This window comes from Shewanella sp. Isolate7, assembly GCF_022398425.1.
Taxonomy (GTDB): domain Bacteria; phylum Pseudomonadota; class Gammaproteobacteria; order Enterobacterales; family Shewanellaceae; genus Shewanella.
In genome coordinates this window covers 47,345-59,942 of the sequence record NZ_JAKEVJ010000008.1, presented here as the reverse complement: position 1 = coordinate 59,942, position 12,598 = coordinate 47,345, and the positions used below count along the sequence as shown (strand labels likewise).

Sequence of the window (12,598 nt, the reverse complement as noted above, 5' to 3'; positions counted from 1 at the left end):
AGGTTTGTATCTGCAGCACTTTCATTTGGCGCAGCCGCCCTTTTCGCTGACGCCAAATACCGGCTTCTTCTTCGGCTTGGCGCCCCATGTCGAGGCGCTACAAGTGCTGCAAACTGCCCTGCAGACGGGTGAGGGTTTTATCAAGGTTACCGGCGAGGTCGGTACGGGTAAGACGCTGATCTGTCGTAAGTTACTCAACGATATTCCCGAGCGTTTTCACTGCGCCTATCTGCCCAATCCCTATCTCAGTCCTAGCGAGCTACGCTGGGCGCTGGCCTTGGAGCTTGGTCTCAAATACAGCGCCGACATGGATCAGCAGCGCCTCACCACGCTGATTCAGCAGCAGTTGATTGCGCTCAGTGCCCACGGTCATTCCATCGTCCTGGTGTTGGACGAGGCTCAGGCCCTGCCCGATGAGAGCCTGGAGGCGCTGCGGCTGTTCACTAATCTGGAGACGGAGAGCCGCAAGCTGTTGCAGGTGGTGCTGTTTGGTCAGCCGGAGCTGGATAGCCGTCTCCAGCAGACCCAGTTTCGTCAGCTCAGGCAGCGTATTACTTTTAGTTATCAACTGAGGGCCATGACCCCCGACGAGACTCGTGCCTATCAGGCTCACCGATTAGAGGTCGCCGGGTATCGCGGCGAAGGGCTATTTGGCGCCCGCGAGAGCAGACGCATCGCCCGCGCGGCAAGAGGAATTCCAAGACTCATCAATATCTTATCCCATAAGGCTCTGCTGCTGGCCTATGGTGAGGGTGCAGCAAGGGTGAACCTCTGTCACGTGAAGGGCGCGATCAAGGATACTCAGGACGCCGACAAGGGGCTGTTTCCCCGTTGGTGGCTGGGCACCGCCGGGGCCTTGTCACTGGGCGTGGGCGCGTTGTGGCTATGGTTAGCCAGGGGGATGGCATGAGCGTCATCAACACCATGCTCAAAGACTTGGATAAGCGCCAGCAGCCCCATGGGCTGGATGAGTTGCCGGTGCCACCGCTGCAATATCGTCAGGCGCCTCAGTCACGACTGCCCTGGTTGCTACTCGGGCTGCTCTCACTGTTACTGCTGACTCTGGGTTATCTGGCGTGGGAAAGATATGCGGTGCTCGAACGCACCAACCTGGCGCTGCAACAGGATAATCAGGCATTGACCCAGGAGATCGCCACAGGGAATAGCACTCCGCCAGTAAAAAGTGCAGCCCCTGAAGCCACACCTGGAGCGAGTAAAGCGCCCTCAGAGAGCCAAGAGCCCTCTGCTAGCAAAGAGCCGACAGGGTTAGTAACGACTCAGGCCGCAGCGGTTCCTGAATCAAAAACTGAGCCCAAAACAGAGCTAAAAACTGAACCCAAAACTGAGTCAAATGCAGAGCCTAGCGTCGAGAGCAAGCTCGTCGTTAAAAGTAGGCCAGTGGCAAAACCTCAGGCGGCCGCAGAGGCCCAGGCATCGACTGCCAAGGCGGTAAAACAGACTGGCACCATGGCGGTGACCGAGGTGAAGCTTTCTCCGGAGGCGCTGGCCGAGAAGCGTTTTAGTCAGGGCAAGTCGGCCCAGGAGGGCGGGCAGCTCTCCCAGGCGGCGACAGATTTTAGTGAGGCGATAAGCCTGAATCCTGCGCTGCACGGTGCGCGTCAACATCTGGCGGCCCTCTATTATGGCCAGGGGCAGCTGGGTGAGGCCAACAAGGTGCTGGAACAAGGGCTCGCCCTCTATCCAGGCGAATTCGATTATGCCCTCATGCTAGCAAGGGTGCTGCAGGCACAGGATGATAGCCAGGGGGCCTTGGCGGTGCTTGGCAAGATCCCAGATGATCACCTGCTCGCCAAGCAGAAGTGGGTGATGCAGAGTCATCTGGCCCAGCAGGCCTCGGCATTTACCCTGGCCGAAGAGAGTTATCGTCGCCTGGCCAGGGTCGAACCCAATCAGGCCAAGTGGTGGATGGGGCTGGCCTATGCCTTAGATTCCCAGCAAAAATTTACCGGCGCCAAGCAGGCCTATGGTCAGGCCCTAGGCTTACCTGGCTTGTCGCAGCAGGCCAGCGATTTTATTCAGCAGCGGCTGGCGCAGTTAGGAGATATTGAGTGAAACCCAAGTTAAAGATGCGCCTCGGCGACTTATTGGTACAGGAATCGATTATCAGCGAGGCGCAGCTGGGCCAGGCCCTGGCGGAGCAGAAAAATACCGGCAAGAAGCTGGGACGCACCTTGATCGATCTCTCCTGTATCACCGAGGAGCAGCTACTTAAGTTTTTGTCACAGCAGCTTAATATCCCCTTCCTGGATATCAGTCGCCGGGCGATTCCACCACAGGTGGTGAATCTTCTGCCCGAGGTGCAGGCCCGTCGCTATCGCGCCCTGGCGGTGGAAGATAATGGCGACCATGTGCTGGTGGCCATGAGTGATCCTGCGGACCTGCAGGCGATGGATAATATCGAGGTGTTGCTGGCGCCTAAGGCGATCCAGATAGCCGTTGTCACCGAGACCCAGCTGCTGGAGGCCTTCGATAACCTGTACCGCCGCACCGGTGAGATCGCGCAGATCGCCGGTAAGCTGGAGGAGGAATATGCCGCCGACGATCAGTTCGACCTGGCCAGCCTGACCGATGCCGACAGCGATAACGAAACCACTGTGGTTAAGCTGCTGCAGTCGATCTTCGAAGATGCGGTGCAGATGCGTGCGTCGGATATTCATATCGAGCCCGGCGATAAAGTGCTACGGATCCGCCAGCGTATCGACGGTCAGCTCCAGGAAAATACCCTGCAGGAAGTGAACATCGCCTCGGCGTTGGTGCTGCGTCTCAAGTTGATGGCAGGTTTAGATATTTCCGAGAAGCGACTGCCCCAGGATGGCCGTTTCCACATGGAGGTCAAGGGACACAAGATAGATGTGCGTATGTCGACCATGCCTATCTATCATGGCGAGTCTGTGGTGATGCGTCTGCTTGATCAATCCGCGGGCCTGCTGACCTTGGATGAGACGGGCATGCCTGCCGAGATGCTGGCGCGGGTGCGTAAACAGATCAAGCGCCCCCACGGCATGCTGCTGGTTACCGGGCCGACGGGTAGCGGTAAGACTACCACGCTATATGGCGTGCTGAGCGAGCTTAATACCGCAGATCGCAAGATCATCACGGTGGAAGATCCTGTGGAATACCAGCTGCCGCGTATCAATCAGGTACAAGTTAACCATAAGATAGGATTGGATTTTTCCAATGTACTGCGCACCACCCTGCGTCAGGACCCCGACATCATCATGGTGGGTGAGATGCGTGACCAGGAGACGGTGGAGATTGGCCTTAGGGGCGCACTGACAGGTCACTTCGTGCTATCGACCCTGCATACCAACGATGCGGTCACCTCGGCCCTGCGTCTGCTGGACATGGGGGCCGCCAGTTACCTGGTGGCCAGCGCGCTTAGGGTGATCATCGCCCAGCGCTTGGTGCGCCGTGTCTGCCATAACTGTGCCCAGCCCTTCGAGCCCAGCGCCGCCGATCACGCTTGGCTGAGTAGCATCAGTGGCCGTGACTTTAGCCAGGCCAGGTTCCGTATCGGCACAGGTTGTCAGAGCTGTAACGGCAGTGGCTATCGTGGCCGTATCGGGGTGTTTGAGATCTTGGAGCTGGACGAGCAAATGATCGAGGCGATGCGTAGCGGTAATCCCCAGGCGTTTGCCACGGCTGCCTACCAGAGCCCTAATTTTACCCCGCTGGCGGGGTCGGCACTCAACTACCTGGCCGAAGGCATGACCACTATGGAAGAGGTGGCCAAGCTTATCGAAGATGCCAGCGATGCCCAGGTGCCTATCTCTCAGGAGATGATCCATCAACATGAGATTGAGGGCTAACTATGCCTGTCTATCAGTACAAGGGACGAGATGCACAGGGCAATGCGGTTAGTGGTCGACTCGATGCGACCACCCAGAGCGCCGCCGCCGATCAGCTGCTGTCTCGCGCCGTTATCCCCCTTGAGCTGGTGGAGGCCAAGGTCGCACGGGAGTTTCAGTTTGGCACCCTGTTTAAGAGCAAGGTAGGCCTGGATGAACTGCAGATTTTTACCCGGCAGATGTATTCGCTCACCCGCTCAGGTATCCCTATTTTGCGTGCCATTGCCGGCCTGTCCGAGAGCTCTCATTCTAAGCGGATGAAGGATGCGCTGAATGATATCTCAGAGCAGTTGATCTCGGGTCGCCCCCTGTCGTCGGCGATGAACCACCACCCAGATGTGTTCGACGCCCTGTTTGTCTCCATGATCCATGTGGGGGAGAACACGGGTAAGCTGGAAGATGCCTTTATCCAGCTCTCTGGCTATATCGAGCGTGAGCAGGAGACCCGCAGGCGCATTAAAGCAGCAATGCGCTACCCCATCTTCGTATTGATGGCTGTGGCTCTGGCTTTGGTGGTACTCAATATCATGGTGATCCCTAAGTTTGCCGATCTGTTCGCCCGTTTCGGCGCCGATCTGCCCTGGGCCACCAAGCTGTTGATCGGCACCTCTAATTTCTTCGTCAACTACTGGTATCTGCTGCTTATCGCTGTGGTGGCGGGATTCGTCAGCATCCGCTACTGGCACAACACAGAGAAGGGCGAGCAGCAGTGGGACAGATGGAAGCTGAAGATCCCAGCGGTGGGGAGCATCATAGAGCGCTCGACCCTGTCACGATATTGCCGCAGCTTCTCCATGATGCTGAGTGCGGGCGTGCCCATGACACAGGCGTTAAGCCTGGTGGCCGATGCCGTCGATAACGCCTACATGCATGACCGCATCGTGGCCATGCGCCGGGGCATCGAATCGGGCGAGTCGATGCTGCGGGTATCGAACCAAAGTCAGCTTTTCACCCCGTTGGTGCTGCAGATGGTGGCTGTTGGGGAAGAGACGGGGCAGATAGATCAACTGCTTAACGATGCCGCCGATTTTTATGAGGGCGAGGTCGATTATGACCTTAAGAACCTGACCGCCAAGCTGGAGCCGATTCTCATTGGCATAGTGGCGGTGATTGTCCTCATCCTGGCGCTGGGTATCTACCTGCCGATGTGGGATATGCTCAATGTGGTCAAAGGGGGGTAGCTCGTGATGACCATGAATCGGCAGATGGACCGGGAGCTTCGCTGATGCAGAATCAACAGCGAGTCGACAGCGAGCTGATGCAGGCCTACGGCAAGATGCTTGCCATTGTGGTGCTCTTGCTCATCTTGAGTGTGCTGGGTTACGGTTATTTCGCCAAGGTCGATCAGGTTTCCGCTCAAGGGCTGAGGCTGGAGCATAGCCGTCTGCTGAATGTGTTGGCTATGGTGCGATCGCAATGGTTGGTGCAGGGGCGTCCTGCTGAGATGCATCTCGATTGGTCCACGGCCATGGAACTCCGAGAAGGTGAACAGCCCCTTATTAAGATGAGCGAGCAGGGTTGGCCAACCTTGGAGCAAGTCACTGAGGAGGGCTGCAAAAAACTCTGGTGGCAGCTATTGGGTGGCCGGGATGATTTAGTCAAAATTGTTACACAGGCAGACCGAGCGGGAGAGGTTTGTAGTTATATTGCTAACAATGGTGATCGTTTGAGTTACCAACTCAATAGCGGGCGAGTAATTTTTTTGACAGATCAGTGAATTTAGTCATTTCTGAGGTTTTATAATTTGCTGTAACTGCTAGAATTATCAGGATTATCTATGGGAGATTTTTATGAAAATGCGAGCCTCAATTAAGCAGAGTGGTTTCTCTCTGATCGAGCTGGTGATCGTGATTGTGATTCTGGGAATTCTGGCGGCTACTGCGATTCCCCGTTTTTTAAATGTGACCGACGATGCCGAAGATGCTAGCGTAGATGGTGTAGCCGGTGGCTTGGCCACGGCGGTAAGCTTCGTGCGCTCACAGTGGGAAGTCGATGGACGTAACAATGCCAATGTGGTGTTAGATGGCACCCAGATCTCCCTCGATACCCGCTTCGGGTTTCCGACGGGACTGACCTCGGGCAGTGGTATTGTCAGTGCGACAGGCATGACAGATGTGGCTTGCCAGGAAGTTTTCGATAATATTTTACAAAACGCGCCGCGTAACGTGCTCTTTAATCAAGATGCCCGTAATCAACGTTTTACCGCGCGAGTATTAGCTGGCGCTGGTGGCAATGGGGTGGCGATCGATGGCACTCAGGTGACTAACTTAGATCTCTGTGTCTATCATCAGGTATCTTCTCTGGCATTAAATCCATCGACAGGGGTGCCAACGCCAGCTCCAGATCTGGCTACTGCCAACGCTAAAGGGATACTCTATAACCCAGGTACCGGCCAGGTGTTGAGTTTTACCAACTAATCTTGAGTCTTGCCTTAGGGCGAGGTAGGCAAAGTTTTTTAATTAAAGTTAAAAGCTAGCATAAGCGGCAATAATAAGGGAACGATATGAAGAAGCAAAACGGCTTTACACTGATCGAGTTAGTGGTTGTGATCATCATCTTGGGGATTCTGGCCGTGACCGCAGCGCCTAAATTCATTAACTTACAAAGCGATGCGCGCCTTTCTGCGTTAGAAGGGATGAAAGCCTCTATCCAAGGTGCCAACTCTTTAGTTTATTCCAAAGCAGCTATTGCCGGAAAAGAAAAAGGGGGCACTGGTGGTGCTGAAACTTTAGATATAGGTACAGGAACAGATATAAATATCGTTTATGGTTACATGAAAGCAACTGAAACAGATTTTGAGAATGGGTTAGACGTTACTTTCGCTGCTGGTGCTGATGGTAAGCCAACATCCACAACGGCAACCGATGAATGGATTATCAAGGAAGAAACCTCAAAAGTGACTATTTGGCAAAAAAGGGCCCCAGCAGCCTGTAAGTTGGAATATACCCAAGCGACAAGTTCCAGTGCTGGCCCTACATTTGCTGCCATGCCAACGACTTCAAATTGTTAAATTATAGGAATATTAAATGAATCAACAGAAAGGTTTTACACTGATCGAATTAGTGGTGGTTATTATCATTTTAGGGATTCTGGCGGTGACCGCCGCACCTAAGTTTATCAACTTGCAGAGTGATGCGCGTGTTTCGGCTTTGCAAGGTGTAAAAGGTGCATTACAGGGGGCTAACTCACTTTATTACTCCAAGGCTGCTATTGCGGGAGTTGAGAAAAAAGTGTTAACAGCTGGAACTCCTCCAACGGGTACTCTTGTTGAAGGTGTAAACCTAAATTATGGTTACATTCAGGCGACTCAAGCTGAGATTGCTAAAGCACTAGAGATCACTGAAGCCGATTGGACATTTACAGCTGTTTCAGTTACGCCTCCTGCGGCACCAGCAATCGAGATTTCACAAAAAGGGGCTCCTACTGCTTGTAAGTTTACTTATACTCAGGCTAAGGACGCATCGACACCACCTATATATGGTGCTATTCCGGCGGCAAGTGATTGCTAGATATTACACTTCTAAAGGCCTGCAATGCAGGCCTTTTTTGTCTGTAGAGTGAGACTAATTACTGAAATCGATGGCAATATTTGCCATACTCTGTAGGTTATTAGAAAGTTTAACGCTATCAGCGTGTTGCAGCTGGGGTGTCGATGAATAAACAACAAGGTTTTACCCTTGTAGAGCTGGTCACAACCATCATCTTGATTGCCATTCTTTCTGTGGTGGTCTTGCCGCGCTTCTTTACCGCCTCAAGCTACAGCGCCTATACCCTCAGAGACGAACTGATTAGTGAGCTCAGACGGGTACAGCTGATGGCGCTGAATAATCTGGATCGCTGCTACAAGGTGAGTGTGACAGAAGCGGCCTATCGCGCCGATATCTATGGCGCCGACTGTGGTAGCCTGACGGTCACAGGCAATGCCCAGTCGCTACCCCAGCAGACAGGTCTGAGCCTAGGAGGGGCGAACAGCTTTACCCTAACATTCGATCGCGATGGTCGGGTGACAGGAAGCTGCGCGTCGGGTTGTACCATTAAGGTCGCCGCCGATGAAACCTTAGATCTTACTATCGAGAGCCAGGGGTATATTCATGGACGCTAGTAGATTCAAGGCATCAAGGCGCGCCTCTGGTTTTACCCTGATCGAGCTGGTGGTAGGCATGATAGTCCTAGGCGTCGCCCTGGTCATGCTCACCAGCATGCTGTTCCCCCAGGCGGATCGCGCCGCCGAGACACTACATAGAGTACGCTCTGCCGAGCTGGCTCACTCCCTGCTTAACGAGATCTGGGGCAAGCGCTACGATCAGAATGCCAACCCTAATGGCGGCGTGCCCGCCTGCGGCGCTGCGGCGCGGCCAGATCTTGGCTTGCCCGCCGGACTGCCTTGTACCGACCAGGCTGATTTTGGCCCTGACGGCCTGACGCGCAACGCCTATCGTGACGTGGATGACTACCATGGCCTGACCCAGGCTAGCAAGATGCTCAACTCGGATCGCACCTATGCCCAGGAGTACCTCAACTATCAACTGTCGGTGAGCGTGACCTATCCCGGCAGCGACAAGAACAGTAAGCTGGTGGCGATCAATGTGACCACCCCCAGTGGCGAGGTGATCACCTACCATGCACTGCGGAGTAACTACTGATGCAGCTGCAAACTAACAAGGGCTTCACCCTGGTGGAGATGGTGACCGTCATCATCATACTCGGCATCTTGGTAGTTGGGGTGAGCAGTTTCGTCATCTTGGGCACCCGTATCTTCGTCGAGTCCAGCTCTGTGGATCAGGTGTTGAGCCAGAGCCGTTTCGTGATTGAGCGCATGACCCGTGAGCTGCGTAATGCCCTCCCAAATAGCATTCGAGTGGCGAGCACGAGCGCTGGCCAGTGCATAGAGTTTATGCCGATCACCGCCAGCGCCAGCTATATCAGCTTGCCGATTGCGCCTGAGGCAGCGGCCGATACCGGCAGCATCATGTTGCCGGCGCAGGGAGTAAACCTGGCCCATAAGATAGTGGTGTATCCGTTATCGCCCGCTCAGCTCTATCAAGACACGCCTTCGACGACTCAGGGACGTATCTTCGCTATCAAGCAGTTGAGCGGTAATCGGCTCGAGTTTAATAATGCGCTGCGTTTCGATGAGGCATCGCCCCAGCGGCGTTATTTCATGGTCAATGGTGCCGTGAGTTACTGCTTCTTAAGCAGCGGCGATATTAGGCGTTACGATGGCTATGGGATTCAGACCAGCCAGCCGACCCTTGTAAAGATGGGAAAGGGCGCCCTGATGGGCCAGCATGTGGTGAATAATCTCGGCAGCGAGGCGCCGATTCAATACACGCCGGGTACACTGGTTAACAATGCCGTGGTACAGCTATCGCCCCGTTTCGAGGTGAATGGCCAGACCTTTCAATATCAACATCAGGTGCAGGTGATCAATGTTCCCTAATCGAGTCAGGCAGCGAGGCAGCGCCCTAGTGATTGGCATCTTCATCATTACCGTGATGTTCTTGATGGCGGCGGCGCTGATCAATATCGTCAGCGATGCCGACGAGGGGGTAAACCTTGAGGTCTTGGCGACCCGTGCCTTCGCCGCGGCTAATAGCGGCGCCGATGCCGCCCTGGCGCAGCTGTTTCCCTTAAGCGGTACAGTGGTGGGCTGCGCTAGTGTGTCATCGAGCTGGACGCCGCCGAATGTGGTGGGGTTTCATGGCTGTAGCGTGGTATTAAGCTGCAGTCAGACCACTGTGGGGGCGGGGAGCGACAGCGTGACCCAGTATCTTATCGGCAGTGATGCGACCTGCGCCGTGGGCAGTTGTGATGGCGACGCCTGTCTGCGTGTTAACCGTAAGGTGGAGGTAGAGGCCCGTGACTAAAATATTTCAGTGCTTCTTGGGCTGCCTACTCTATCTGGTTTTTTCTACGGCTGTTTTCGCCGTACCTCAGTGTGATGAGATCTTTACCGACCCACCCTCGGGAAATCACTTTCCCAATGGTATGCAACCTCCTGCAAACTTGGAGCCGAGTCGTGGAAATTTTTCATGCAGCAAGCGAGGGCAAACAACTTCTTGTTCTCCCGGTTATTACAACTTTTCGCCTGGGGATTTTAATTTTTCTGATGGGAGCTTTAGTCAAGGCAGCTATGTAAGAACTAATGGCATCACAACAAGGCTTTACTTTGACAGTTTAACTTTAAATCAGGCTAGCTTGAATCAGACAGGTAACTCGGAAGATTTAATTATTTATGTGAGAGGTAGTCTATCAATTGCGGGTCAGAATTTTATTAATGGCATAGTTTATGTTGCTGGTTCTGTTAGTTTAACTGGTAATGCCTCTATTGACGGTGCATTAGCTTCAGGCGGCGCGATAGTTATTAATGGCAATGGTAGTGCGGATGTCGACCTGGGTGCTGTGGACAACGCCGACTTCGGCGGCATGTGTGATAAGGGCGGGGTGAGTGTCGATCATTACCGACTCGAATTTACCTCGGATGCGCTAAGCTGTGCGGCCAAAGACATACTGCTGCGGGCCTGTGTCAACGATGACTGTTCGACTCAGGCGAGCGTCTCCTCGAGCGTGGAGCTGACCAAGGATGGCGTGAAATATGCTGATGTAGGCTTTACCGGATCGCAGCAGGCTCAGGTGTGGCACCCTGATGGTGGCAGTGTGCTACTCGGTTTAGGTGCCACGGCGCCAGCCGCGCCTTACCGTTGCTATATCGACGGCGCCTTGGTGGACAATGACCTGTGTCTGCTCAATTTTGCCGATACCGGGTTCTATTTCGATGTGCCCGATGGTACAGCCTGTAAGACGGGCAGCAGCTTCAACCTGTTTGCGGTGACCAAGGATACTCAGACGCAGCAGTGTAAGCCCCTGTTTGCTAACCAGACCAAGGCTATTAACTTCGGCTTCGATTATCTGCGTCCGGCACCGGTGAACAATCCGGCCCTGCTTACCCTGAACAGCCTGTTATCCCCGACGGATACGGTAGCGATTGATGGTGGCGGCACTCAGGCAATGCAGGTGCATTTCAATAGCGAAGGGGTGGCGAGCCTGTCGGCCAACTATCCCGAGGCGGGTTTGGTGAAGCTCCTCGCCGAATACCGGCACATGGTGAATCGGCCGTCGGGCGGGACAGAGACTCTGGTGCTCACCCATAGCGATAGCTTTACCTCTGCGCCCGCAGGTTTTCATTTTGCCAATGTCGCGGCAAATTCGCGTTGTGATGCCAGCGATCCCTATGATGCAGGTTGTAAGGTGCTGGCCGTAGCAGGTGAGGCCTTTAGCATGCAGGTAACGGCCGCCTGTTGGCAGAGCGATGATGACGAGGATTTCGGTGACAACACGGCGCTGCAAAATTTCGAACACGCTGGCCTGTCTGTGGTCTCTCAGGTGGTGGCGCCCGAGACAGGGGTCAATGGCCTGTTAGGCCGTGATAGTCTGGCGTTCTCACTGTCATCAGGCGCCAGTGCCCAGATCGTCGATGATCAAAGCTGGAGCGAGGTGGGCACCATGAAGGTGGCGCTTGGCAGTGATGTCAGCTTCGAGGGCGTGACCATCCCTGCCAGCCAGTCCAGCAGCGAGGTGTTTGGCCGTTTCACGCCGGCCTATCTAGGCATCACGGGCAATACCCCTGAAGCCGCGCTAGCCTGTGGCAGCTTCACCTATCTGGATCAGCCCTTCGGTTTTACCACAGGCCTGGAGCCTCGTATCCAGGTGACGGGTTTTAATGCCCAGGATAAGGTGACCAGCAACTATCAGATTGGCGACTGGTGGCGCTACAAACATAGGGATGAGGTCGAGCGTAACCAGTGGGTTGAGCGTAGCTATCAAGATGGCACCGGATTGGCTGTGGTCGTCGATAGTCAGGCGCCCGCACTCTCTGGCACGGTCAATTATCTCAGTTCCCCAAATGTCGCCGAGTTAATCGGCGCCGAGCCTAGCTATCGGCGTACCCAGACGCCACTGGCGCCCTTCGACGCCAAGTTCGATCTGGTTTTGTCGGCGTTGGATGTCAGCGATGAAGATGGCATCTGTTATCGTGACACCGCCACGGCCGCCTGCCGCGGCTTTAGCTTTAGCGATATCGGTGATGGTAGGGCCTTCGAGCTGCGTTATGGCCGCATGGTGCTGGAAAACGGCTATGGTCCACAGTCGGAGAGCCTGCGGCTGCCACTGCATAGCGAGTATGTTTCAAGCGTGACCGACGGCGTGCCTACCTGGACACTCAATGGTGACGACAATTGCTCGGTATTTAATACCCTGACATTACTCGACGCCGGTGAGACGGCGACCACTGGTCTGTATCGCGTCCTACCTTCGGGCTTCCCCGATCTTCAGGCCTACAGCGATAGCGGATTGTCGCTGCGCAGTGGCGCCTTGGTTAACGGCGTCGCTAACCTCTACTTTGCCATCCCCAATCAGGCCGGCGAGGTGCCCCTGAAACTGCATGTCGAGCCTTGGCTCAAGGGATACTGGAACTATCCAGGTAATGCCGCTGATACCCTGTTTGATCCCAGGGCAAACGCCTATTTTGGCACCTATCGTGGACACGATAAGATCATCTATTGGCGGGAAGTGAAATAGCCTGTCAGCCAATTGCTGAGCGAGTGTTCACTTAGGCTGACACTAGGGCCTGTTGATATTTCAAGTTTAATTTTTGTTCAATCTAAACGCGTTTTGCGCGAGGCGAGAGCCATGAAGCATAGTTACTCTATGTGAATGGCGAACAACAAAGA

At 54.5% G+C, this 12,598-nt stretch carries 13 protein-coding genes; all 13 read left to right on the top strand.

Annotated features, from left to right (window positions below; genetic code table 11):
• The first annotated feature begins 4 nt into the window (after positions 1–4).
• The 13 genes from L1D47_RS03205 (at position 5) to L1D47_RS03145 (ending at position 12,446) form a co-directional block, all read left to right on the top strand.
• Positions 5–910 carry an AAA family ATPase gene (locus L1D47_RS03205; RefSeq protein ID WP_239882538.1) on the top strand — a complete coding sequence of 302 codons (906 nt, stop codon included), beginning with the start codon at positions 5–7 and terminating at the stop codon, positions 908–910.
• Entirely contained in the window at positions 886–2,073 is a 1,188-nt protein-coding gene (locus L1D47_RS03200) for a tetratricopeptide repeat protein (protein ID WP_345778749.1), read from the top strand. The genes L1D47_RS03205 and L1D47_RS03200 overlap by 25 nt, the downstream gene beginning before the upstream one ends.
• Positions 2,070–3,830: a type II/IV secretion system protein gene (locus L1D47_RS03195; RefSeq protein WP_239882536.1), complete on the top strand. Its 1,761-nt coding sequence runs from the start codon at positions 2,070–2,072 to the stop codon at positions 3,828–3,830. The genes L1D47_RS03200 and L1D47_RS03195 overlap by 4 nt, the downstream gene beginning before the upstream one ends.
• Before the next feature lie 2 nt (positions 3,831–3,832).
• On the top strand, positions 3,833–5,050 hold the full coding sequence (locus tag L1D47_RS03190) for a type II secretion system F family protein (protein ID WP_239882535.1): 1,218 nt from the start codon (positions 3,833–3,835) through the stop codon (positions 5,048–5,050).
• Between the two features lie 44 nt (positions 5,051–5,094).
• Entirely contained in the window at positions 5,095–5,586 is a 492-nt protein-coding gene (locus tag L1D47_RS03185) for a hypothetical protein (protein ID WP_239882534.1), read from the top strand.
• A 73-nt stretch (positions 5,587–5,659) separates the two neighbouring features.
• Entirely contained in the window at positions 5,660–6,286 is a 627-nt protein-coding gene (locus L1D47_RS03180; RefSeq protein WP_239882533.1) for a type II secretion system protein, read from the top strand.
• 86 nt (positions 6,287–6,372) lie between these two features.
• Positions 6,373–6,879 (top strand): type II secretion system protein, encoded by a 507-nt coding sequence (locus L1D47_RS03175; protein WP_239882532.1) that lies wholly within the window; start codon positions 6,373–6,375, stop codon positions 6,877–6,879.
• A gap of 16 nt (positions 6,880–6,895) precedes the next feature.
• Complete coding sequence (locus L1D47_RS03170) at positions 6,896–7,378, top strand: type II secretion system protein (protein ID WP_239882531.1); 483 nt, start codon at positions 6,896–6,898, stop codon at positions 7,376–7,378.
• 143 nt (positions 7,379–7,521) lie between these two features.
• Positions 7,522–7,971, top strand: coding sequence for a type II secretion system protein (locus L1D47_RS03165; protein ID WP_239882530.1), 450 nt, complete (start codon positions 7,522–7,524; stop codon positions 7,969–7,971).
• On the top strand, positions 7,961–8,512 hold the full coding sequence (locus L1D47_RS03160; RefSeq protein ID WP_239852881.1) for a type II secretion system protein: 552 nt from the start codon (positions 7,961–7,963) through the stop codon (positions 8,510–8,512). Before L1D47_RS03165 ends, L1D47_RS03160 begins: the two co-directional genes overlap by 11 nt.
• Positions 8,512–9,309, top strand: coding sequence for a type II secretion system protein (locus L1D47_RS03155; RefSeq protein ID WP_239882529.1), 798 nt, complete (start codon positions 8,512–8,514; stop codon positions 9,307–9,309). The genes L1D47_RS03160 and L1D47_RS03155 overlap by 1 nt, the downstream gene beginning before the upstream one ends.
• Positions 9,299–9,736, top strand: a complete 438-nt coding sequence (locus tag L1D47_RS03150) for an MSHA biogenesis protein MshP (RefSeq protein ID WP_239882528.1) — start codon at positions 9,299–9,301, stop codon at positions 9,734–9,736. The genes L1D47_RS03155 and L1D47_RS03150 overlap by 11 nt, the downstream gene beginning before the upstream one ends.
• A gap of 535 nt (positions 9,737–10,271) precedes the next feature.
• Entirely contained in the window at positions 10,272–12,446 is a 2,175-nt protein-coding gene (locus L1D47_RS03145) for a DUF6701 domain-containing protein (protein ID WP_239882527.1), read from the top strand.
• Positions 12,447–12,598: the final 152 nt, after the last annotated feature.